Origin of the sequence: Mucilaginibacter sp. (assembly GCF_964263795.1) — a bacterium.
Lineage (GTDB): Bacteria > Bacteroidota > Bacteroidia > Sphingobacteriales > Sphingobacteriaceae > Mucilaginibacter.
The window spans coordinates 13,404-36,107 of the sequence record NZ_CAXVWK010000016.1 but is presented as its reverse complement, the minus strand read 5'-3'; the positions used below and the strand labels follow the sequence as shown (position 1 = coordinate 36,107).

Annotated in this window: 30 protein-coding genes; 18 read left to right on the top strand and 12 right to left on the bottom strand. The window is 43.6% G+C overall.

What is annotated here, in order from left to right; all coding sequences use genetic code 11:
• Positions 1-37: 37 nt before the first annotated feature.
• The 6 genes from ACE5CV_RS01595 (at position 38) to ACE5CV_RS01570 (ending at position 2,461) form a co-directional block, all read left to right on the top strand.
• Positions 38-613, top strand: coding sequence for a sigma-70 family RNA polymerase sigma factor (locus ACE5CV_RS01595; protein WP_374948398.1), 576 nt, complete (start codon positions 38-40; stop codon positions 611-613).
• A gap of 3 nt (positions 614-616) precedes the next feature.
• Positions 617-889 carry a zf-HC2 domain-containing protein gene (locus tag ACE5CV_RS01590; RefSeq protein WP_374948397.1) on the top strand — a complete coding sequence of 91 codons (273 nt, stop codon included), beginning with the start codon at positions 617-619 and terminating at the stop codon, positions 887-889.
• A gap of 57 nt (positions 890-946) precedes the next feature.
• Entirely contained in the window at positions 947-1,180 is a 234-nt protein-coding gene (locus ACE5CV_RS01585) for a hypothetical protein (protein ID WP_374948396.1), read from the top strand.
• Positions 1,181-1,278: 98 nt separating this feature from the next.
• Complete coding sequence (locus tag ACE5CV_RS01580) at positions 1,279-1,653, top strand: redoxin domain-containing protein (RefSeq protein ID WP_374948395.1); 375 nt, start codon at positions 1,279-1,281, stop codon at positions 1,651-1,653.
• A complete protein-coding gene (locus ACE5CV_RS01575) occupies positions 1,650-1,778 on the top strand; it encodes a hypothetical protein (protein ID WP_374948394.1) in 129 nt (42 codons plus the stop codon). Before ACE5CV_RS01580 ends, ACE5CV_RS01575 begins: the two co-directional genes overlap by 4 nt.
• A gap of 173 nt (positions 1,779-1,951) precedes the next feature.
• On the top strand, positions 1,952-2,461 hold the full coding sequence (locus ACE5CV_RS01570) for a molybdopterin-binding protein (RefSeq protein ID WP_374948393.1): 510 nt from the start codon (positions 1,952-1,954) through the stop codon (positions 2,459-2,461).
• Positions 2,462-2,558: 97 nt separating this feature from the next.
• Here ACE5CV_RS01570 and ACE5CV_RS01565 read toward each other — a convergent pair whose 3' ends face one another.
• The 3 genes from ACE5CV_RS01565 to modA are packed head-to-tail and all read right to left on the bottom strand — an operon-like array spanning position 2,559 to position 4,633.
• Positions 2,559-3,182 carry a sulfate/molybdate ABC transporter ATP-binding protein gene (locus tag ACE5CV_RS01565; RefSeq protein ID WP_374948392.1) on the bottom strand — a complete coding sequence of 208 codons (624 nt, stop codon included), beginning with the start codon at positions 3,180-3,182 and terminating at the stop codon, positions 2,559-2,561.
• Positions 3,179-3,850, bottom strand: coding sequence for a molybdate ABC transporter permease subunit (gene modB / locus ACE5CV_RS01560; protein WP_374948391.1), 672 nt, complete (start codon positions 3,848-3,850; stop codon positions 3,179-3,181). Before modB ends, ACE5CV_RS01565 begins: the two co-directional genes overlap by 4 nt.
• Before the next feature lie 15 nt (positions 3,851-3,865).
• A complete protein-coding gene (gene modA / locus ACE5CV_RS01555; RefSeq protein ID WP_374948390.1) occupies positions 3,866-4,633 on the bottom strand; it encodes a molybdate ABC transporter substrate-binding protein in 768 nt (255 codons plus the stop codon).
• A gap of 320 nt (positions 4,634-4,953) precedes the next feature.
• On the opposite strand from modA, the gene ACE5CV_RS01550 reads away from it, so the two are divergent.
• Positions 4,954-5,802, top strand: a complete 849-nt coding sequence (locus ACE5CV_RS01550) for a family 16 glycosylhydrolase (protein ID WP_374948389.1) — start codon at positions 4,954-4,956, stop codon at positions 5,800-5,802.
• 15 nt (positions 5,803-5,817) lie between these two features.
• Positions 5,818-7,047 carry a glycoside hydrolase family 5 protein gene (locus tag ACE5CV_RS01545; RefSeq protein WP_374948388.1) on the top strand — a complete coding sequence of 410 codons (1,230 nt, stop codon included), beginning with the start codon at positions 5,818-5,820 and terminating at the stop codon, positions 7,045-7,047.
• Positions 7,048-7,093: 46 nt separating this feature from the next.
• Here the strand turns inward: ACE5CV_RS01545 and ACE5CV_RS01540 are convergent, their stop codons facing one another.
• The 3 genes from ACE5CV_RS01540 to ACE5CV_RS01530 all read right to left on the bottom strand — a co-directional run bounded on the left by ACE5CV_RS01540 (position 7,094) and on the right by ACE5CV_RS01530 (position 8,630).
• Positions 7,094-7,999 carry a prohibitin family protein gene (locus ACE5CV_RS01540; RefSeq protein WP_374948387.1) on the bottom strand — a complete coding sequence of 302 codons (906 nt, stop codon included), beginning with the start codon at positions 7,997-7,999 and terminating at the stop codon, positions 7,094-7,096.
• Positions 8,000-8,124: 125 nt separating this feature from the next.
• Positions 8,125-8,310 carry a DUF6358 family protein gene (locus tag ACE5CV_RS01535; RefSeq protein WP_374948386.1) on the bottom strand — a complete coding sequence of 62 codons (186 nt, stop codon included), beginning with the start codon at positions 8,308-8,310 and terminating at the stop codon, positions 8,125-8,127.
• A gap of 5 nt (positions 8,311-8,315) precedes the next feature.
• On the bottom strand, positions 8,316-8,630 hold the full coding sequence (locus tag ACE5CV_RS01530) for a rhodanese-like domain-containing protein (protein ID WP_374948385.1): 315 nt from the start codon (positions 8,628-8,630) through the stop codon (positions 8,316-8,318).
• Positions 8,631-8,756: 126 nt separating this feature from the next.
• Between ACE5CV_RS01530 and ACE5CV_RS01525 the strand changes: the two genes are divergently transcribed.
• The 4 genes from ACE5CV_RS01525 (at position 8,757) to ACE5CV_RS01510 (ending at position 14,128) form a co-directional block, all read left to right on the top strand.
• On the top strand, positions 8,757-9,875 hold the full coding sequence (locus ACE5CV_RS01525; protein ID WP_374948384.1) for a DUF4407 domain-containing protein: 1,119 nt from the start codon (positions 8,757-8,759) through the stop codon (positions 9,873-9,875).
• A 107-nt stretch (positions 9,876-9,982) separates the two neighbouring features.
• Positions 9,983-11,854, top strand: a complete 1,872-nt coding sequence (locus ACE5CV_RS01520; RefSeq protein WP_374948383.1) for a M61 family metallopeptidase — start codon at positions 9,983-9,985, stop codon at positions 11,852-11,854.
• 2 nt (positions 11,855-11,856) lie between these two features.
• Positions 11,857-13,176, top strand: coding sequence for a M20/M25/M40 family metallo-hydrolase (locus ACE5CV_RS01515; protein ID WP_374948382.1), 1,320 nt, complete (start codon positions 11,857-11,859; stop codon positions 13,174-13,176).
• A gap of 91 nt (positions 13,177-13,267) precedes the next feature.
• The gene (locus ACE5CV_RS01510) at positions 13,268-14,128 is read left to right on the top strand and encodes a neutral zinc metallopeptidase (RefSeq protein WP_374948381.1); all 861 of its coding nucleotides are present in this window, start codon (positions 13,268-13,270) and stop codon (positions 14,126-14,128) included.
• A gap of 7 nt (positions 14,129-14,135) precedes the next feature.
• Here ACE5CV_RS01510 and ACE5CV_RS01505 read toward each other — a convergent pair whose 3' ends face one another.
• The 6 genes from ACE5CV_RS01505 to metK all read right to left on the bottom strand — a co-directional run bounded on the left by ACE5CV_RS01505 (position 14,136) and on the right by metK (position 17,837).
• A complete protein-coding gene (locus ACE5CV_RS01505; protein ID WP_374948380.1) occupies positions 14,136-14,867 on the bottom strand; it encodes a lysophospholipid acyltransferase family protein in 732 nt (243 codons plus the stop codon).
• A 47-nt stretch (positions 14,868-14,914) separates the two neighbouring features.
• Complete coding sequence (locus tag ACE5CV_RS01500) at positions 14,915-15,475, bottom strand: NUDIX domain-containing protein (RefSeq protein ID WP_374948379.1); 561 nt, start codon at positions 15,473-15,475, stop codon at positions 14,915-14,917.
• Between the two features lie 111 nt (positions 15,476-15,586).
• Positions 15,587-15,754 (bottom strand): EamA family transporter, encoded by a 168-nt coding sequence (locus tag ACE5CV_RS01495; RefSeq protein ID WP_374948645.1) that lies wholly within the window; start codon positions 15,752-15,754, stop codon positions 15,587-15,589.
• A 12-nt stretch (positions 15,755-15,766) separates the two neighbouring features.
• Entirely contained in the window at positions 15,767-16,051 is a 285-nt protein-coding gene (locus ACE5CV_RS01490) for a hypothetical protein (protein ID WP_374948378.1), read from the bottom strand.
• A complete protein-coding gene (locus ACE5CV_RS01485; RefSeq protein WP_374948377.1) occupies positions 16,039-16,512 on the bottom strand; it encodes an EamA family transporter in 474 nt (157 codons plus the stop codon). Before ACE5CV_RS01485 ends, ACE5CV_RS01490 begins: the two co-directional genes overlap by 13 nt.
• A 74-nt stretch (positions 16,513-16,586) precedes the next feature.
• Positions 16,587-17,837, bottom strand: a complete 1,251-nt coding sequence (metK, locus tag ACE5CV_RS01480; protein ID WP_374948376.1) for a methionine adenosyltransferase — start codon at positions 17,835-17,837, stop codon at positions 16,587-16,589.
• A 207-nt stretch (positions 17,838-18,044) separates the two neighbouring features.
• On the opposite strand from metK, the gene ACE5CV_RS01475 reads away from it, so the two are divergent.
• From ACE5CV_RS01475 to ACE5CV_RS01450, 6 genes are all read left to right on the top strand, one after another.
• On the top strand, positions 18,045-18,935 hold the full coding sequence (locus tag ACE5CV_RS01475; protein ID WP_374948375.1) for a diacylglycerol/lipid kinase family protein: 891 nt from the start codon (positions 18,045-18,047) through the stop codon (positions 18,933-18,935).
• A 1-nt stretch (position 18,936) separates the two neighbouring features.
• Positions 18,937-19,272 (top strand): translation initiation factor, encoded by a 336-nt coding sequence (locus tag ACE5CV_RS01470; protein WP_374948374.1) that lies wholly within the window; start codon positions 18,937-18,939, stop codon positions 19,270-19,272.
• 472 nt (positions 19,273-19,744) lie between these two features.
• Positions 19,745-20,584, top strand: a complete 840-nt coding sequence (locus ACE5CV_RS01465) for a MotA/TolQ/ExbB proton channel family protein (protein ID WP_374948373.1) — start codon at positions 19,745-19,747, stop codon at positions 20,582-20,584.
• 88 nt (positions 20,585-20,672) lie between these two features.
• The gene (locus ACE5CV_RS01460) at positions 20,673-21,290 is read left to right on the top strand and encodes an ExbD/TolR family protein (protein WP_374948372.1); all 618 of its coding nucleotides are present in this window, start codon (positions 20,673-20,675) and stop codon (positions 21,288-21,290) included.
• A gap of 6 nt (positions 21,291-21,296) precedes the next feature.
• Complete coding sequence (locus ACE5CV_RS01455; protein ID WP_374948371.1) at positions 21,297-21,830, top strand: ExbD/TolR family protein; 534 nt, start codon at positions 21,297-21,299, stop codon at positions 21,828-21,830.
• Positions 21,831-21,875: 45 nt separating this feature from the next.
• A complete protein-coding gene (locus ACE5CV_RS01450) occupies positions 21,876-22,700 on the top strand; it encodes an energy transducer TonB (RefSeq protein WP_374948370.1) in 825 nt (274 codons plus the stop codon).
• The last annotated feature ends 4 nt before the right edge of the window (positions 22,701-22,704 follow it).

The window sequence follows — 22,704 nt, the reverse complement described above, 5'->3', positions numbered from 1 at the left end:
TATTACACGACTAAGCATTCGTTATTCAATCGATCGTATGATAAACCCTCCCAAAGATCATCAGCTCGACCCGCAAAACTGGGTGCGCGCATATGCCGACTATCTGTACGCCTATGCCGCTGCCCGGATAAGTAATGATGAGCAGGCCCGCGACCTGGTGCAGGACGTTTTTTTGGCAGCGCTGCAAAGCCGGCATAATTTTGCCGGTAAAAGTTCTGAACGTACCTGGTTGACAGCGATATTAAAAAATAAAATAATCGATATATATCGAAAAAAAGCATCGGGGTTAAAAACGGAAGACATCGGTAATGGTGAATTAACCGAAACAGATTTTTTTGAACCCGGGGGGCATTGGAAAAAAGACTACTGGCCGCAGCATTTTGGCATGGATGATACCGATCCTTTAAATCAAAAGGAGTTTAACCAGATCCTGCAAAAATGCATGGACAAACTACCTCAACTGTGGCTGTCGGTTTTTACAATGAAGCACCTGGATGATGAGCCTACTGAAACCGTTTGCACCTCACTGCGGATCAGTGCAGCCAATTATTGGGTAATTATTCACCGGGCTAAACTTAACCTGAGGGCCTGCCTTCAAAAAAACTGGATCTGAGCTATGAACGGATTGAAAAAAATAATTTACAACTGCCGCAAGGCCACCTACCTGATTGATAAAAGACTGGCAGGCAAAATCACCTTCCGCGAAACGGTAGAATTGCGTATCCATTTAATTGGCTGCGATGTGTGCGGCATTTATATGAAGCAAAGCGCAAAGATCAATAATATGATACAGTCGTTATTGAAAAGCAGGGCCGGCGTGGGTATCCGGCTTGATGATGAATACAAGCAGAATTTGCAACTGAAGATAGACCGGCTGAGTAAAAATTAATTATTGTAAGGTTTAAACAATCCTGCCGACTAAGCAGGAAAATAAATTAAACAGATCATGAAAACTAACAACAGAAAGTTTCTATCAACCATTATCTTAACAGGAGTAATTGCCTTGTGCAGTAGTATGAATGTTTTTGCCACACCGCTGCAAGACAAAATGAAACCGGCAGAAAGCAAAATGCAGCCCGCCAAACCCAAAATGGCCGACAAGAAAAAACCGGCCGCTAAAATGAAAGCCAAAAAAGCAAAGGTAGATAAAATGGCTATGGATACTGCCGGTAAGATGTAATGGCCTAAAAACAATAAATAATTGGGAGGTTGTTTTTTGTTTTGAAGATGGGGGATGTATATCCCCCTCTTTCTTTAGTTAAACTTACTTTATAAGAGATGAAAAATTTTACACTAAAAACTTTGGTTGCAGTAGCCGCCCTGCTGCTATCTGTAAGGGTTACGGCGCAAACCGGGTTAAAAATAGGCGCAGAAGCGCCTGCTTTTAAAGCAACAGACAACAATGGCAAAAAGGCCGATCTTAAAGCATTATTGAAGCAGCACAAGGCAGTAGTGTTATTCTTTTACCGTGGGCAATGGTGCCCATACTGTAATAAGCAAATGGCGCATATCCAAGATTCGTTGCAGCTGTTAAATAGCAAGGGAGCGTATGTTATAGGCATAACTCCTGAACTACCGAAGGGATTGGCCAAACGGTTGCCAAAACCAAAGCTACCTATACTATTGTGCAGGATAAAGGGTACAGCATCATGAAAAGTTACGGGGTTAATTATGTAATGGACGAGAAAACGGTAACCAGGTATAAGGATTTTGGGTTAGATATGGCAAAAGCCAACGGCAACACCGATAATGTTTACCTGTACCTGCTACTTATGTGATAAACAGCCGGGGTAAAATTGTATTTGCACATTTTGACAAGGATTACAGTAAGCGTGCTTCTGTTAAAGATATTTTGGCTGTACTTTAATTGCGTCTCGAACTTTTCCGGACTGGTATTTTTTGTAATTTGCTCAACCTTACGTTAAGGATTATCCGGGTATATAAATTAACCATGAAAAAACTTTTACTGCTATTGCTTATATCTTCATCCGCTGCCTTCGCACAGGAAAAGAATCAACCAACTCAAAGATTTGCTATAACCGGCGATGTTGAAAAGGAGTCGGTAATTACACTCGACTCTCTTAAACAATACACCGTAAAGCCAATCGGCGATGTTAAGGTTACCGACCATACCGGTGCGTTTAAACACCAGGATGATGCGCTGAAAGGTGTTTTATTAAAGGATGTTTTATCGCACACCAAATTTAAAACGACCAGCCCTAAGTTATTAAGCCGCTTTTACTTTGTTTGCACCGGTGCCGACGGCTACAAGGTGGTATACTCCTGGAACGAAATTTACAATACGGTTGTAGGCGATCATGTTTTTATCATAATGGAAAAGAACGGTGTTAAGATAGAGAAGATGCCCGAAAGTATCCAGATGACATCTGCCAATGATTTTAAAACGGGCCGCAGGTACCTGCACAATCTGGATAAGATTGTTGTTGCGCAAGTGCAATAAAAGGCAGATTAAGATTAAATATAATTTCCATGGACAGATATGATATTTCTCGCTGTCGCTTGTTTGAAATTCTCGTTATTTAGCTCCGTTCTAAGCGCTAAACTTCTTCGCCTATTACCAGTTCATCATCACTTATGCCGTCTAATTCATAGGGGTTATGGCTTACAATAAGTACCGTTGCCTGTAACTCTTTAAAAAGCGCCTGTAAGTTTGCGATCAACCCGGTCTTCATCCTGATATCGAGCGCGGAAAAAGGCTCATCCATCAATAATATTTGTGGTTTGATAGCTAACGCCCTGAGTATTGCCAGCCGCTGTTGCTGCCCGCCGGATAAGTGCAAAGGTTTTTGATCTGCAAATGCAGTCAACTGGCCAAGTTCCAGTAAGCGTGCAATCCACGCCTTATCTTCCGAGGCGTATGCTAAATGCTCTCTTACAGTCATGTTAGGGAACAGCGCATAATCCTGAAAAACAAAGCCGACCCGTCGCTGCTGAGGCGGGTAGTTAACATGCTTATCAGCATCAAACCAAACCTCACCGGCTTTAATGATCCCGCTATCAGGGTCAGTTAATCCTGCAATCATTTTAAGTAACGTTGTTTTGCCCGCACCCGATGGCCCGGTTATCCGCGTAATGCAGCCGGGTGCAAATTTTTTATCTATCTGCAAATTTTGCAGCCCGTTGTAAGCCCTTAATTTTTTTGTGACGTTTACCGTTATCATTCTAATGGGCTTTTTACCTGGTACTTGTTATAAATAAAAATACCCATTACCAGCACAAAGGTTATGGCAAATAGTATGAACGAATAGTTGTTTGCAGCTGCATAATCCATTTGTTCAACAGAATCATAAACGGCAATTGATGCCACCCGCGTAACGCCGGGAATATTGCCGCCAATCATCAGCACTACGCCAAATTCGCCCAGCGTATGTGCAAAAGTGAGTATGGTTGCTGTTAATAATGAAGGTTTGATGTTAGGTAGCAGCACATAACGTAAAGTTTGCCATTGCGTTTTCCCAAGGGTATATGATGCCTGCGAAAGTGAGAGCGGCAATTGCTGAAATGCGGATTTTACGGGGCTTATCATAAACGGCATACTATAAATAACCGATGCCAGCACCAGCCCCTGGAAAGAGAATACAAGTTGTAAATTAAAAATCTCATTGAGCCATTTGCCTAACCCCCGCTGCGGACTAAAAGCAAGCAATAAATAAAAACCCAGTACAGATGGGGGCAATACCAGCGGCATAGTAATTAACGCCTCGATGACAAGCTTTAAGTAGCTGCGCTTTTTTGATAACCACCAGGCCAGCGGCAAACCAATAAGCAGCAGCAGTATTGTGGTGATAGCTGCTAATTTTAGGCTAAGCCAAACCGGCGACAGATCCATCAGTTACTATTGCGTTTATTGTACATGATAGCCATATTTAATAAAGATTTTTTTGGCTGCCGGGCTTAAAATGTACTTGTAAAATTGCTGTGCAGCAGCCTTACCGGCCCCGTGTTTAAGTATAATCATGCCTTGTTGTATGGGCGAGTAGGTTTTTGGGTTGATGGTCCACATATTCAACTGCTGCTTGCCGCTGTTTTCTTTGTAAAAAGATAACGTAGTAAACCCTGCATCAACTACCCCGGTAGATATGTAAGTATTCACCTGGCTAATGCTTTCGCCGGTTACGAGTTTACCGTTCATCTTTTTTAAGATACCCTCATGTGTAAGCGCCTCTGCCGCGGCCTTGCCATAGGGGGCTATCGACGGATTGGCAATAGCTACACGTTTTACCCCTGGCGATGTAAGAAGGCGTGCCCAGGGCTGTGCGCCTAATTTGCGGGTACTGCACATGATCAGCACGCCGTCGGCATAAACAACCGGGGCTTTTGTGGCAAAACCGGTTTTAAATAAGTCGGCCGGGAACGCCACATCCGCAGACAGGAAAACATCAAACGGAGCCCCGTTTTTAATTTGTGCGGTTAGCTTGCCTGATGCACCAGATATGGCATCAGTACTGATGCGTGTTTTAGTTTTAAAATCAGCTTGCAGGGCTTTGATCACCGGCTGCAGGTTAGCTGCGATGGCAACTTTTAGGGTTTGACCGCTTACGGCGGTATGCTGTAAGGCAAAGCAAAAGACAAAGAAGCAGGTAATGATAAACTTATTGACCGGTACGTTCATAACAGGTAAAAGGCGTTATACAAATTAAGGATATTAATGGACGCACGCCAAGTAAAACCCATAAAATATAAGTACTGAAGCGTTAAAAATCATGTTAACCCACTGTTTTTTAAATTCCTTATTGTCAATTATTTAAGCTATTTTTTACTAAAAAGTGTAAACCTTTGTTAACCTTTGTTAACCTTTGTTACGTTTTTTTTGGCTTTAGCAGCATCCCTTTTGTGCTGCCTGCACGCTCCCGGTAAAAATTATATTGCTGAATAGTTTACATTTGTGTTGGCTGTGTACCAATATGCAGCAGGCAAACCAATTACCGTTTTATGAAATACACGCTGAATGCTTTGGCAATACTTTTTCTTGCGATAAGTTTATCGGCCTGCTCTAAAAAAGGTGCCGATAATGCTGCACCGGTTGTTATAGCACCTGTATTGCCTGAAGATAAAGCATGGGCATTTGAAAGCATGCCCTACTTTGCCGACGAGTTTAATGTAAACGGTGTACCTAATGCTGCCAATTGGGCCTATGAGAATGGTGGCGGCGGTTGGGGCAACAGCGAGCTTGAATATTATACACCAGCCAACGCGGTAGTTGCAGATGGCAAACTTACTATCACCGCAAAGAAAGAGGCGATGGGCGGTATGGATTACACATCAACCCGTTTGGTATCTAAAGGACTGCAACTGGCCAGGTTCGGTCGGATAGAGGTTAAAGCGCGCCTGCCAAAAGGTACAGGCATCTGGCCGGCCATCTGGATGATGCCGCAAGACAGCAAATACGGCAACTGGCCTAAGTCGGGCGAGATCGATATTATGGAAATGGTTGGCTTCGATCCCGGCAATATCCATTTTACAGTACATAATAAAACTTATTTTGGTGCAAACGGGCAGGGCGGTGGTAAGGTAGTAAGCAGCTTTAATACCGATTACCATGTGTACCGGGTTGACTGGACACCGTATGCACTCCGTGGTTATGTAGACGGAGAACTCATTTACACCTATGCTAATAACGGCGGCGGTTCTGCTGTGTATCCGTACGATCAAAATTTTTTCCTGATCCTTAATGTGGCTGTCGGCGGTAGCTGGGGTGGACAAAAGGGTGTGGATAATACCATCTTCCCTGCCGCTATGGATGTTGACTATGTTCGCTTTTACAAAATGATTGAAAAATAATCCTTGTTATAATTTATGAAAAAGTTAATTGTATTACTGATTGCGGTAGCAACCTGCTTTAATACCGAGGCACAAACAGCAAAGTTTATAAGTACTAAGGGTAAAGATGTTATAGGGCCCGATGGCAAGCCGTTTTTAATTAAAGGCACTAACCTGGGTAACTGGCTGGTGCCCGAAGGTTACATGTTTAAATTTAAAAAGGTGAATTCGCAAAGGCTTATCAACGAAGCCCTGACAGAACTTGTTGGCCCGGAAGAAATGAAACTCTTTTGGCGCAAGTTTCAGGATACTTACATCACCGAGGCCGATATTCACTTCCTGAAAGCAACAGGCAGCAATTCCATCCGGATCCCGTTTAATTACAAGCTATTTACCAGCGAAGATTATATGGGCCAGAACAATCCTAATCGCGGGTTCGAACTTCTGGACAGGGTGATAGGCTGGTGCAAAAAGGAAAACCTGTATGTAATGCTGGATATGCACTGCGCGCCAGGCGGGCAAACGGGCGATAATATAGACGACGGCAATGGTTATCCTTTCTTGTTTAAAAGTGCCGCCAGCCGTAAGCAAACAGCCGAGATCTGGAAAAAGATCGCCGCCCGTTACGCCAACGAAAGCATTATTTTAGGATACGATTTACTCAATGAACCTATTGCGCACTACTTTGATGTAAATGACCTGAACCCGCACCTGGAGCCTACCTACAAGGAAATTACAGCAGCCATCCGCACGGTTGATAAAAATCACATCCTGTTTATTGGCGGCGCCCAGTGGGACAGTAACTTTAAACCGTTTGGTGCGCCGTTCGACCCGAAGCTGGTTTACACCTTTCATAAGTACTGGACAGACCCGACCGAGAAAGTAATACAGGAGTATGTTGATTTTCGCAATAAGTACAACGTGCCAATTTATGTGGGCGAAACGGGCGAGAACACAGATGAATGGGTAAGGGATTTTCGGATAGTATGTGAAAAAAACAATATTGGATGGCACTATTGGCCATACAAAAAGCTGGATAATACCAGGGGCTTTATGAGCTTTCACGTACCGGCCAACTACGATAAAATTATTGACTATACCGAGAAAGACCGGTCGAGCTTCGAGAATATCCGAAAGGCGGCCCCCGCTAATCGCGAAGAATTAAAAAAGGCGCTATATGATTTTTTAGAGAACAGTAGGTTTGTAAACTGCACGCCTAATAAGGGTTATATGGAGGCATTAGGATTAAAGGTACCGGCAAAGTAACTAGTAAAAAAGGGGCACAAACTTTACCAGCTTGTGCCCCTTAAAATTATTTATCGCTTATCATGATCGGGGCGCCTTTGCTGTTGCCCATAATGATCACCTTGGTGTTTGGCGATAGCGCAATTTCTTTTTGCGCTTTTATAGTTTCGTATTGTAGTTGTTTGTCTGATAAGCCGGTCGATAGGATCTTCTGGTAATCAGCAATACCCTGCGCTTCTACACGTTTACGGTCGGCTTCCTGGCGCTCTTTCTGCAGCACAAACTGCATTTTCTGGGCTTCCTGCTCAGCGTTGATCTTTGATTCGATACTTGCCCTTACCGATGCCGGCAGTGAAATGTTACGGATCAGGATCTGCTGCAGCTCCAATCCGCGCTTGGCAAAGCTTAATGCTATGGTGCGGTTTATCTTATCCTGAAATTCCTGCCTTTTAGTTGAATACAGGTCAACCGCGGCGTAATTAACCGCGTTATCCCTGATCGCAGTACGCGAAACCGTGCGGACAATCTTGTCCACGTAATCCAAACCGATATTTTGCATAATGAAAGGTGCTTTTGCAGCATCTACTTTATAAAGAACGGTCAAATCGGCTGTAACCTCTAACCCGTCTGATGAAAGTACGCGGATAGCGTCATCTCCCTGTACCTCGCCTTCGCTATGCACGGCGCTCATGGTGTAGTTTTGCGTTTGGATGTTGAACAGCGTTACATCAACCATCGGGTTGATGACGTGCAGGCCGCTCTCCAAAACATCCGGCTGCACTTTACCAAATAACACCTGTACGCCTACCTTGCCCGGCTCTATCACCTTAAAAACAGAGAACAGCAAACCTAATACGACTACTACAGCACCAATAAGCCTGATGATGCCACCAAAGCGGCTCCCCGGTTCAGGCGAACGTTTTACCATTGTGCCTGCAATAAGCAAAATGATACCAATAATTGCTATGAACATTTGTTTATGTTTAATGTAAGAGTTAGAGTACTAACACTACCCAAATGTTACGGATAGCCGGATTAGTTTAACGGGCAGTAAACCTCAAAGATCAATCGTGATAATTATATTGGTTTACCTGTCTGCTACGGTCTTTGCGTATTCTTAATCTCTTTGATCAGCCGGATCTTTAAAGTAATAATGATTCCCGCAATAAAAGCACAGGCCAATATATATTCGTACCGGCCATGCTCAAATGCCGAATAAATAACCAGGATACATACAAATATCACCAGGTTATAAAACACATTTAACGCTACCTTTTTACCCATTGCAATTAGTAAACGTTAATGTTCGGGTCGATTTCAGCCTGCCACGCTAAAATGCCACCTTTTAAATTGCTTAGGTTGGTATAACCCTGGGCTTCTAATTGCATAATGGCTGCCGCGCTGCGTTTGCCGCTACGGCACATCACTACAACAGGCTTGTCTTTACTTATTTTTTCCGTCTCTATCAGGATGCCACCCAAGGGAATCAGCTGCCCGCCGATGTTTGATGTTTCGTATTCAAAATCTTCCCGAACATCTATCAGTTGAAAATCTTCGCCGCTATCTAATTTCTCTTTTAGTTCCTGTACGCTTACTTCTTTCATATCAAATGTATTTGTAGGCCAAAGGTAGGTTTTTTCTACCTCAAATATTTACTGGCATGCTGTAACAAACAGTAGTCGAGTGCGTTTTATATACAGGCTGTAAAATATTACGGATAAACACGTTAAATGAAGAAAATAACCCGGTTTTTCTGGTCCTGTTCCGGTGCGCATATAGATACACTCAAAAAATACCCTATCGAGCATAATAAATACGTGGGCATTGGGGCTACCATATTTTTTACGGCATTGTTCGCAGCTATGTCTGGCGGGTATGCTATGTATTTTGTATTTAGCGGCAACGCGTTCGCAGTTGGGTTTGCCATATTGTTTGGGTTGATATGGGGCACTGCTATTTTTAATATGGACAGGTACATTGTATCCAGCATCAATAAGGAAGGCAGCACCAATCAGCAAATTTTGCTGGCGTCGCCGCGTATACTACTGGCGATAATGATCGGTGTAGTGATCTCCCGCCCGCTGGAGCTGAAGATCTTTGATAAAGAGATCCGCCAAAAATTAAAAACTGCTTACCTGAAAGGGCAACACAGCAAAATAGATACACTGCAGCGTACGTACAATCAAAAATATGCGCAGGAACTGGGCAAAAACAATGATCTGAAGAAGGAGAAAGATTCATTGGAGCGTGATATCAACCGTTCACGTTTTGAATTAAACCAGGAGGTATTTGGCGATAAAACCAACCAAACATCCGGCATCACTGGCTATGGCACTTACGCCAAACAAAAAGCTACAGTGCTGCAGGAAAAGCAGGAGCGGCTTAAAACCGTAACGGATAACCTGGGGCAGATGGATCAATATCTGAGCCGCCGCAAAGAATTTGAAGGCGTAAATGGGCTACGCTTATTTAGCGAACACCAGTTGGATAGCCTGGCCAATGTTGCAGGCTTTGCCGACCGTAACTGGGCCCTGGGTCAGCTTTCTTACACTGAAAAAGGTACCCGCGATCTGGATACTTATCTGGCCATCGCCTTTATTGGTTACCTGTTCATACTGTTTGAGTGTTTGCCCGTCTTTGTAAAACTGATGTCGCCCAAAGGACCTTACGATACTGCGGTTGCCAAATTAAGTGAAGCCAATATCCACTTTGCCGAAAAAGATAAAGCCAGGGACATAGCTGTAACCGACAACACCTATGACCATAACCTGGATGCCGACATCGCCCGCCGGAAACAGATTATCACTACACAATCGGAATATGACCTGAGTAGGCATAGTTACGATTAAGCTTAAACATTCTTAGCTACAACGAATGTAATATCCGGTAGCTGTAATAAAATTGATAGGGAACATATCCTGATTAAATAGTAATTTCATCGCCATAACATATCGTAATGAAAAAACTATTACTTACCGGCGCTGCCTGCTTTGTTGCCTTGCTATCTTTTGGGCAGGTAAAGACACGGACTGATATTTTTTATAATGTTTCGTTTCCTAACGCCGTGCACCATGAAGCACAGATAGTAATGACCATACCTGATGCTCCGGGAGGGACCATTCGGTTCAGGATGAGTCGTTCATCTCCCGGCCGCTATGCCACCCATGAATTTGGCAAAAATGTTTATAACGTCAAAGCAACAGACGTTGCAGGCAGCGAACTAATAGTTAAGCAAATAGAGGGCGACGTTTATGAGATTGCCAACCACCCCGATGTCGTAAAAATAAGTTATACCCTATTTGGTAACTGGACGGATGGAACTTACGCCAGTATTGATGCAAGCCATGCGCATTTAAATATGCCGGCCTCGTTTATGTGGGTATTGGGCCTGGATAAAAGAGCGGTAAAATTCCAGTTTAACGATTTGGAGAAATACGGCTGGAAAGTGGCAACACAGTTGAAGCCGGAAGGGGATAATGTTTATAGCGCACCTAATTTGCAATATATGATGGATAGCCCTGTAGAGTTATCTGCCAACAATATAGACCAGTGGACTGTAAAAAACGCCAATGGTAAAGAGCAAACCATTAAAATAAGCACCCACTCAGATGATGCCCCGGCTGCGCTAAGTACGCTTACAGATATGGTTAAAAAAGTAGTTTTAGAGGAGCAGGCCGTTTTTGGCGAACTGCCAGCCTACGATTACGGTACTTACGTTTTTTTACATGACGTGCACCCAAGTACCGCGGGCGATGGGATGGAACATCGTAATTCTACCGTTATTGTGCATCCGGCACCCAGGGTTGCTGGTTTAGAAATAAACCTGATAGGAACATTTGCTCATGAGTACTTCCACAGCTGGAATGTGGAGCGTATCCGGCCAAAAACTTTAGAACCGTTCAACTTTGAACACGCTAACATGAGCAATGAGCTTTGGTGTGCCGAAGGGTTTACCCAATATTACGGCGAACTGGTGATTACCCGTGCCGGCATCAAATCAATAGAAGATTATACCCGCACCATTGGCGGCCTGGTAAATCAGGTTTACAATACACCTGGCGCTAAATATTTTTCGCCGTTGCAGGCAAGCCGTTACGCGGTGTTTGCTGATGCAGGTGTATCGGTAGATCAACTCAACACCAATAATATTTTCACCAGTTACTATACCTACGGCGGCGCAACCGCATTGGCATTAGATCTGCGCCTGCGCAGCGAATTCAACCTTACCCTTGACGATTTTATGCGCCAGGTTTGGTTAACTCACGGCAAAACAGAGAAGGCTTATAACGTAGCAGATCTGCAAGCGGTGTTAGCGAAAGTAACAAGCCCCACCTTCGCGGCAGATTTCTTTAAACGCTACATCAATGGCGTTGAGAAAAATGACTATCAGCAATTGTTAGCCAAAGCCGGGCTAATGCTGCGCAAAACACAGGCAGGGAAAGCCTGGGCAGGCCGCATTGGTGCGGTACCGCGCCGTGGTTCATCGGGCGAAAGCAATGCGGCCGCTGGCGGCGGTGTTCCGATCACCTCACCAGCCATTAAAGATACCCCGCTTTACAAGGCAGGGTTGGATGCGGGTGATGTGATTTTGCAAGCCGATGGCAAAGATATCGACGCTGCAGGACTGACAGCAGCGGTTGCCGCTAAAAGTCCAGGAGACAAGATCAGCATAAAATATAAAAACCGTACCGGCGAGCACGAGACCACATTGGTGTTAGAAGAGAACCCAACGGTTGAGGTGGTCACCTTTGAAAAGGCAGGCCGCGAACTAACTAAACAGCAACAGGATTTCCGCAACAGCTGGTTATCAACAAAAGTTAAATCATAAACATGAAATTAAAATTATACGCGGCTATCGCCGCCATTGCCATAGCACCGGCGTTTGTAAAAGCGCAGGATGCCTTCACAAAAAATGTGGATAAACTAATCAAATCTGATGATGTAGAACGCATTATCAAAACGTTGAGCGCTGATGATATGCAGGGCCGCGGTACCTTTACACCGGGGATTTACAAAGCCGCTACCTTTATTGAAGGCGAATTTAAGCAAGCAGGTTTACAACCCTTATCAGGCAATGCAGGTTTCAGGCAAAGTTTTAGTATGGTGCAAACCAAACCGGTTAGTGCTAAAGTTACATTGAACGGTGCCGAAGTGCCAGCTGATAATATGGCTGTCACCGCTGCCGCCTCTTTCAACTGGGCTAACCTTACAGGTGTAGAAGTGGTGAAGATTCCTGCCGGCAAAAACTTTCGTAATGAATACACAGCCATTGCATCTGCCGATAAAAAGGCGTTGGTGTTGGTAGATACAAGCTACTCTGCTGTGTTTAAAAACATTGTTGCCCGTGCAAAGCGCGGCGGTACTTCCTTTAAAGGCGCAAATGCAGATAACCCTAAAGTATTCGTATTAGGCCCTTTAGATGATGTAAAATCGGCCACCGTAGTCTTTGAAACCAAAGCGGTTGAAAAACCACTTTTTAACGTTGCGGGTATGATCCCCGGCAAGTCAAAGCCTAACGAATATGTGGTGTTTTCGGGTCATTACGATCACCTGGGTATAGTTAAAGCTATGAATGGTGATAGTATTGCCAACGGTGCGGATGATGACGCTTCGGGGACTACCGCGGTGATCAGTTTGGCCAAATTTTTCAAAAAGGCAGGTGGTAACGAACGTACGCTGATCTTTGTTGCCTTTACTGCCGAAGAGATAGGCGGTTTTGGTTCGCAGTACTTTTCTAAACAGCTAAATGCCGATCAGGTAATGGCGATGTTCAATATCGAGATGATAGGTAAGGACTCTAAATTTGGTCCTAACACCGCTTTCATTACAGGTTTTGAGCGTTCGGATTTCGGCCCGATACTACAGAAGAACCTGGAAGGCACGGCATTTAAATTTTATCCGGATCCATATCCGCAGCAAAACCTGTTTTACCGCAGTGATAATGCTACGCTTGCGCGTTTAGGCGTGCCTGCGCACAGCATCTCCACAGATCAAATCGATACGGATAAATTATACCACTCGGTTGGCGATGAATTTGCCAGCCTCGATACCAAAAATATTGTAGCAACTATTAAGGCGCTTGCATTAGGTTCGCGCAGTATCATAGCCGGTAAAGACACGCCGACAAGGGTGGCTAAGCTGGATAGATAACTATATCATAATAACACCGTGCAAAGGCTCAAACATTGTTTGGGCCTTTGCTGTTTAGCAACTACATTAAATTGGGAATATTATGCAATGGATGGGCAGACGCGAAAGCAGTAATACAGAAGAGGGCGGTAGCGGCGGCGGTGGCCGTGGTATAGCTTTTGGCGGTGGTATAATTGGCATTATAGCAGCGGCTATATACTTTTTCACTGGTGTGGACCCATCTGCAATACTTAATCAAAGCCAGGATAGCGGTTCTGCACAAACCGAACAAATTGACACACGCCCTGGCGGGAGCGGTGTGGAGGATACTCCTCAAAAGAAATTTGCAAAAGTTGTACTTGCAGATACAGAAGATGTTTGGGGCAAATTATTTAAAGACATGGGCAAGAGTTACCAGAATCCCAAAATGGTGTTTTTTACCAACGGCGTATCAACAGCTTGCGGTGACGCCACATCCCAATCAGGCCCTTTTTACTGCCCCGGCGATCAGAAAGTTTATATAGATGTTTCATTCTTTGATGAATTGCAAAACCGTTTCGAGGCGGCTGGCGATTTTGCACAGGCTTATGTGATAGCGCATGAAGTTGGTCACCACGTACAGGACCTGTTAGGTGTATCGGCTAAAATGGATCAGGCAAGGCAGCAGCTTAGCGAATCTGAATATAATAAATTGTCTGTAAAGCTGGAGCTTCAAGCCGACTTTTATGCAGGGGTATGGGCTTACTATGAAAAGAACTTAAAAAATGTATTGGATCCCGGCGATATAGAAGAGGCTTTGAATGCGGCCCACCAAATAGGTGATGACCGACTGCAGAAAGAGTATCAGGGCCGTGTTACGCCAGATAGTTTCACCCATGGTACAAGTGCCCAGCGAATGTACTGGTTTAAAAAAGGGTATGAAACCGGTGACTTGAGGCAGGGTAACACATTTGCCGCCGCCGATCTGGAGTAATATTGAATTACCCTATTGAAGCCCTTATCCTGTCCTCAACTTCTTGTACTAATTCGTCGGCTGGCCTCCCGTTAGGCTCCAGCGGCTCCAGTACTGTCCAGCTCATGGGCGTTAAAGTGTTAAGAGGGTAAAAGCCATACCGGCTCATCTTCCACGAATCTTTTATGGCAACAGGCACCAAAAGTGCATTGGGACATTTTTTTAGCAAGGTAGCAACGCCTGCCGATTGGAAAGGCTTTACGCTGCCATCTTTAGAGCGTGTACCTTCCGGGAATATAGCCGCCGACCAGTTATTATCTTTCATTCTCCCGGCAAATTTTACCAGCTCGGTTATTGATTGCCTGGGGTCTTTCCTGTCGATATTTGCCCCGCCGCCAACCCGCAGGTTGTAAGAGATAGAGGGTACGCCCTTAGTTAACTCCACCTTTGAGATAAACTTTACATGGTACTTGCGCAGGTAATAAATAAGCGGGGGAATATCAAACAAACTTTGGTGATTAGCTATAAAGATCACGGGCCTGCCGGCTGGCAAGCTTTGCTTGTTGATAAAGGTTACCGGGTCGAAAATAAGGTAGGCAGTGTGTAATAAAAAAAAATTTAATATATCTACAGATCGCTTATGCGCCTTGTACCCGCCCCAATTGTAACACATCCATTGTATAGGATGGAAGATACACAGCAGTAAGAAAAATGCGGAAATAGCAATTGGTGAAAGTATATAGCCTAAAAACTTTTTCATCAAGGCCGCAAATTTAACTTTTTTTGATAAAATGCTAAAAAGTTGATTTATAAAGTATTCTCCAGCTGCATTAACCGCGCTTTTTGCACCGCGCAAACCGTTACAGAATCTGTTATTTCGCCATTGCGCACCATCTGGTACAAATCATCAAACGGAAGCTTTTTTACGATCAGTTGCTCGGTATCTTCCGGTTCAGCTTCATGCTGCTCCAGGCCGCGGGCCAGGTAAACTATGCATAATTCGTCGCTTACGGAATTAGACAAGTGCATGCGCTGCAATTCTGTCCATTGCGAAGCCTTTAATCCGGTCTCTTCCAGCAGCTCCCGTTTGGCAGCCTCTAACGGGTCGGTGCCTATTGTGCCGCCGCCCTCGGGAATTTCCCAGCTATATTCGTTAAGTACAAACCGGTACTGGCCTACCAGGTAAGTATTCATGTCATCATCCAAAGGCAAAATGCCGATAGCCAGGTTTTTAAAATGTACTTTACCATAAATACCGGGATTGCCAGACGGGTTAATCACCTGGTATTCGGTAACGTTTATCCAGGGGTTATCATACTTATCGGTTACTGAGGTTACCTGCCAGGGGTTTTGTTCGGGGTGCTCCATAAAGTAAAGGTAGTATATCGATAAGATTTAAAGATTACGCACACTTAAAATTTACAATGCTATCGCTGCATATGATGGCCTAATTCAATTCTCAATTGGCGCTAACCCCAACTAATCTACGGCTTGTCGCCTGTTAATGTATCCCGGCATATTTACCAGCAGGATACCCATAAGCACCACTATTAAACTCAATAGCTGCGCAATGTTCACACTTTCGTTAATGAGCAGCCAGCCTAAGAATACAGCCACAACCGGGTTTACGTAAGTATGGGTGCTGATGATGGCAGGTGGTTATATAGTTAGCAACCATATAAAAGAAAGATAGGCTACCAGACTACCCATCACGATAAGGAAGATGAGTCCGCCCCAGGCCTGCCATTTAACCGCAGCAAATGAGAAGGCAATATATTCGCCTTTAATAACCGAAATTAAACCACAAACTAATCCCGCCGCTAACAATTGGATACTGGCATTCATCACACTGGTGCTTTCGCCTTTGCTGCTTTTGGTGATAAGCGAACCAAAAACCCATAATAGCGCGCTAAGCAGCACAACCAGGCTCGCTATGGTTGCCATTGGCGATGGGTGCGTAACTTCAACGCCCAGTTTAGAAATAAAAATATCCCGGTAAAGCCAATGAGTAAACCTGCAATGATATATTTATTAGAGAAGTATTCGCTCCAGCGTTTACGGTCCACAAGTAAGAACATTAAAGGTTCAGTAGCTACCAATACCGCTGCCTGCCCCGAACTGATATATTGTTCGGCCCATGATATCATACCGGTACCGCCTACCAGCATTAACGTGCCACTTAAGGCTTGTTTCCATGCAAATTCAAACGGAGGCAACCGCTCGCCTTTGAGTTTACACCAGCTCAGCATGATTAGCCCGGCAGCCAGGTACCGCAGGCCTACCAGTATAAACGGCGGAAAGCTTTGCAAACCAAACGCAACTGCCAGGTAAGTAGAGCCCCATATAAGGTAGATGTTAAAGAAAGCAAAAGCGATGAGGAGAGGTGAATGGTTTTTGACGGTCATGTTTGTTATGATCTTGGTCACAAAAAAGGCGCACCAACCTGGTGCGCCTTTTTGTAATGCATTTTTATTTATTACTATAAACCAAATTCGGTTTTTACTTTATGTACATAATCTAATTTTTCCCAGGTAAACAGTTCTACTTCGCGCTCAATAGTGCTGCCATCATGTGCAAGGAACGATTTTTTTACAGTTACGCTCGGGCGGCCAAAGTGGCCGTAAGCAGCGGTTTCGCTGTAAATAGGGTTACGCAGTTTTAAGCGGGTTTCGATAGCGTATGGAGTCATGTTAAAAATCGACTCTACCTTCTTAGCTATTTCGCCATCATTCAATGCTACTTTGCTGGTACCATAAGTATTGATATAAATACCCATTGGCTGTGCAACACCAATAGCGTAAGATACTTGTACTAAAACCTCGTCGCATAAGCCGGCAGCTACCAGGTTTTTTGCAATGTGGCGGGTAGCATAAGCAGCAGAGCGGTCAACCTTTGACGGGTCTTTGCCAGAAAATGCACCACCACCGTGGGCACCTTTACCACCGTAGGTATCCACAATAATTTTACGGCCTGTCAAGCCGGTGTCGCCGTGCGGGCCACCAATAACAAATTTACCTGTAGGATTAATGTGATATTTGATATCATCATTAAACAGGTGTGCATATTTTGGGTATTTAGCTTTAACGCGCGGAATCAATACACTGATGATATCGTCATTGATCTTTTTAAGCATCGCTGCTTCTTCGTCAAAATCATCATGCTGGGTTGATATAACAATTGCGTCGATACGGGTGGGCTGATTGTTGTCGCTGTATTCTAAAGTAACCTGCGATTTTGCATCCGGGCGCAGGTAGTTGATCTCTGTGCTTTCGCGGCGAACAGCTGCAAGTTCTACAAGTAATGCGTGCGCAATATCTAATGCCAATGGCATGTAGTTATCAGTTTCGTTGGTTGCGTAACCAAACATCATCCCTTGGTCACCAGCCCCTTGCTCTTCTTTAGACTGACGGTCGACACCCTGGTTAATATCTGGCGATTGCTCGTGAATTGCAGATAACACACCACATGAGCTACCATCAAACATATATTCACCCTTGGTATAACCAATTTTATTGATCACTTCACGGGCAATTCTTTGTACATCTAAATAAGCTTTTGACTTAACCTCTCCGGCCAGAATAACCTGACCGGTAGTTACTAATGTTTCGCAGGCAACTTTAGACTCAGGGTCAAAAGCTAAAAAGTTATCAATTAACGCATCTGATATTTGATCAGCTACTTTATCCGGGTGCCCTTCTGACACGGATTCTGAGGTGAATAAGTATGGCATATAATTTATAAACGTTTAATCGAAAAAGATACAGATTTTATCTTGAAACGTTGTAAAAGAAGCAATTTTTTAGCACTTTTTTACGTGGTTGCAATTCGGCCCTAACTATTTAGGGCAATAAATCAGTCCACTTTCGGATGGCAAAAATAAAACAATTTTTCACAAAGCCGAAAATACATTTACTTTTGGCGACGAAAAGCTATATAGTTGAAAAGGAAAGCGTTATTTATTATAAACCCGGTGTCGGGAGGGAAGCAAAAGGATGATGTGCCGGGGTTTATACGTAAGTACCTTGATCATTCGATTTTAGAATATGAAACGGTTTACAGTACCGGAGTTAAACACGCCCGGGATGTAGCCAGGGAGATGGCCCCGGTATTTGATATGATTGTTGCCGTAGGCGGCGATGGTACTATCAATGAAGTTGCATCGGCCATTGCCGGTACAGATACTATACTGGGGGTCATCCCGTACGGATCGGGCAACGGCCTGTCGCGCTTTTTAGGGGTGCCGATGAATGCCAGCGCCGCTATCAAACTACTTAATACGGGTAAAGCGCTGCGGATAGATGCCGGGAAAATGAACGGCAAGTGGTTTTTTAATATGGCCGGTATGGGGTTTGATGCGCACATCAGCCATGTATTTGCTAAAGGAAGCGAAAAGCGGGGCTTTATGAGCTATTTAAAATCATCGCTCACAGAGATAGCTAAGTATAAAGCGCAAACCTATCTTATAAATATAGATGGGGTGCAGTATCAACGCGAGGCATTCATGCTCAGCCTGGCAAACTCTTCACAGTATGGTAATAACGCGCACATTTCGCCTACAGCATCTGTTCAAGATGGTCTGTTAGATGTATGCATTATTAAACCGTTCCCTTTATACAGGTTCCCGGAGATGGGTATCCGTATGTTTACCAAAACTGCAGACAGCTCAAGCTATGTAGAGATCATAAAGGGTAAGCACATTCAAATAACGCGTACCCAGCCGGGACCTATACATTTAGATGGTGAGCCGCGTGAGGCAGATATCGACCTTACAATAGATGTGATGCCGGCTGCTTTGAACATAATTGTTGGCGAATCATACTATAAATAGCATGGCTAAGAAGAATTTCACAGGAATCATGTACTCAACCGATCCGGATTTTCAGTATCAGGAAGATGGTGCCGGACAGATAGACACATTGCCGCCCCAACAGCAAAACGTCAAAATTTTTTTAGACCGGATAAAAGGCAACAAACTGGTAACCCGCATCAGCGGATTCATAGGCTTAACCAACGACCTGGAAACACTAGGCAAAAAGCTGAAAACCAAATGCGGCGTTGGTGGCTCGGTAAAGGATTCTGAAATACTGCTTCAGGGAGATTTTAGGGATAAAGTGCTCGCCATGCTGCAAACCGACGGCTATAAAGCCAAAAAAGCCGGTGGCTAACTATCACTTACCGCTGTTTAAATTGTCAACTGGCATAGCCCGGCGTACCAATTGCCGTTTTTCCTAACGTAAGGATTATCTAAACAAGCCATTTTCTTAGCCTTAACTGTAATTATTAAGACGTTTCCACTTATGGGGTGAGTGACCTTAGCTGCCTGATTAAAATCTAAGCGGACATTTAGACGCCAGTATATCAGTTTAGTTACACAGAATTTATAAGTTATAACTTGCTATTATTAAAAAAAATAAGTTTCATTGTAAAAAAATGTCTGTCAGAAAGACAATTTTTTTGCTTGATAACGTTATCTATTACCAATTTACCAAGCAGTACCGTTTTATATTAAATTATTATAAAGAATTGCAGAAATAGTTTTTTTATTTCATTTAAATTCTATTTTTGTTATTCGCTTAACACGCACACATTTTTATTAACTTATATTATAAACAAAACGAAAACTAAAAATTAAAAGTAATGGCAAACGCACCAACAAAACCAACTACTCCTGTTAACAAAGAAAGCTCAAGTGCATCCGGCGCATTTGCATCTTTAACCATTCCTATTTGCATAGCCGTAGCTATTTGTATTTTCATATTCATCCTGGGCGATCCAAGTCACTACAAAGGCGGCGACCCAACAGCGGGCGAGCCTACAGATCTTTTCGGTACTGTACACAAAGGTGGTGTTATTGTACCTCTGATCATGTCTTACGTGTTAATGGTTATCGTGTTCTCTATTGAGAGAATGGTAGTAATTGGCAAAGCATCTGGTACAGGTAACGTTGAAGCCTTTGTAAAAAGGATCCAATCTTTCTTAAACGCAGGTAACATTGCAGCAGCAAGCGCTGAGTGCGACAAACAAAAAGGTTCGGTAGCTAACGTGATCAAATCTGGTTTGAAAAAATACAGCGAAATGGAATTAGATCAGACAATGGATGTTGATCAAAAAACATTAGCTATCCAAAAAGACATCGAAGAAGCAACTGCTTTGGAAATGCCTATGTTAGAGCAAAACTTAACCATCATTGCAACATTAGTATCTATCGGTACTTTAACAGGTTTGTTAGGTACGGTTGTGGGTATGATCAAGGCCTTTGGTGAGCTTGGTGCCGGTGGTGCTGCTAACCCAACTGCATTATCAAACAGTATCTCTGAAGCATTGGTTAACACTGCATTAGGTATTGGTACTTCAGCTTGTTCAATTGTAATGTACAACGTGTTTACATCAAAAATCGATAAATTGACTTACGCTATTGATGAAACTGGTTTCAGCATTGTTCAGACGTTCGCTGCTTCTCACAAAAACATCAGGTAATAAAATATTAGTGCTTGTTTCCACGTTATAACAAAATATAATTTGGGTTTTATTTGTTTTTTCACACTAATAATTTTAAATTTACAAAATGGCAAGAGTAAAAGTACCCAGAAAGAGCACCCACATAGACATGACGGCTATGTGTGACGTAGCTTTCCTGTTGCTTACCTTCTTTATTTTAACTGCTAAACCAAGGCCGCAAGATCCGGTTCCGGTTGATATACCACCTTCGAGCTATGAAGTGCCAATTGCAGATGATAACGTATTGTTATTAACAGTTGGCCAGGGCAAAGTATTTTTTACTGTTGATGGTGCGGATATCCGCCAGCAAACCTTAGCGCAAATGGGCGAGAAATATAAAATTTCTTTCACCCCGGAAGAGGTTAAACGGTTTATCGGAACCAACATTTTTGGTGTGCCGATTGGCCAGTTGAAACCATTCCTTGCTTTGGATGCCGAGCAGCGTAAAAATTACAAGCAACCAGGTATCCCGCACGATACCACTTCTAATAATGAGCTTTCTGACTGGATCAGAGAATCAAGAAAGGTAGCTGCAAATTTGCATAACAAAGCTTTGTTCATAGCAATTAAAGGAGACAACAAAGAAGAGTATCCAACAATAAAAAAGCTGATCACTGTTCTGCAGAAACAAAAAGTTAACAAATTTAGTTTAATTACGACGCTTAGAGCTGCGCCTAAAAAATAATAGACAATGGCAGAATTAGACACCTCCTCCGGCGGGGGGAAAAAAGGCGGGAAAGTAAGAAGTAAGAAAGCTTCGACGCGTATAGATTTAACCGCAATGGTGGATCTGGCGTTTTTGCTGATAACCTTCTTTATCCTTACCACTACGCTGGCCAAGCCTAAGGCAATGGACGTTACCATGCCTGACAAGGAAGAGAAAAATACCGACCAGTTGCCGGTACCTGCTTCACGTACCATGACATTGTTATTAGGTGCTAATAACAAAATGGAGTGGTTTGTTGGCGAGCCCGGTAAAACTCCGCCTACTCAGGATACTTACGGTAAAAATGGTATCCGTAAAGCGTTGACAGAGAATGGTAAAAAGATCCAGGCTGAAAGCGGTAAGTATATGATCGTTATTATTAAGCCAAGCGATAAATCAAACTATAAAAATTTGGTTGATGCGCTTGACGAGATGAAGATCACAGCCGTTCAATCATTCGCAGTTGGTGATATTTCACCTGGTGAAGTTGAATTGTTGAAAAGAGATGGTCTTTATTAAGATCAAAAAGTAAAAATTAACATTATTAATATTAATGCCTAAAAGATGTTTGGATCAAAATTAGACATATTAAACCAGCAATGGATTGATGTTGTTTTTTCCGGACGTAATAAAGCTTATGGCGCTTACGAACTAAGAAAGGATAACCCTCGTCACACTAACAGGGCCCTGCTTATAGGTATAGTAGTATTCGTTTTCATTATTTCCTTAAAAACAATCATCAATAAGCTCGAAGGGTTCATTCCAAAGGCTGATGAGAAGGTGAAAATTACCGAGATGGTATTGCCACCGCCGCCGATGGACAACAAAGTGAAACCACCACCACCGCCACCAGAGCCGCCTAAACCAAAGGTTGATCAAGTGCGTTTCCCTCCTCTGGTTGTAAAACCGGATAACGAGATTCGCGAGAAAGATCCGCCAACCGTTAAAGAGCTCGAAGTAGCTGACCCTGGACAGAAAGACCAGAAAGGTGACCCTAACGCCGATATCCGTATCGATGAGCCGGTAGGTAACTCAGACATTAAACAAGTGGTTGAGGAAAACCCTAACCAGATTTTTACTGCGGTTGAGCAGTCGCCAGGTTTCCCTGGTGGTGATGCCAAGTTTGGTGCTTACTTAAGTAAAGCAATCCGTTACCCGGCAATCGCAAGAGAGAACAACGTTCAGGGACGTGTTATTTGTACATTCGTTGTAGAAAGAGACGGATCTTTAACTGATATTAAAGTTGTTAGAGGTATTGGCAGTGGTTGTGATGAGGAAGCCGTACGTGCACTTAAGGCATCGCCTAAGTGGAAACCGGGTATTCAAAATGGCCGTCCTGTACGTGTACAATATAGCGTACCGGTACAGTTTGCACTGGCACAGGAATAACAAA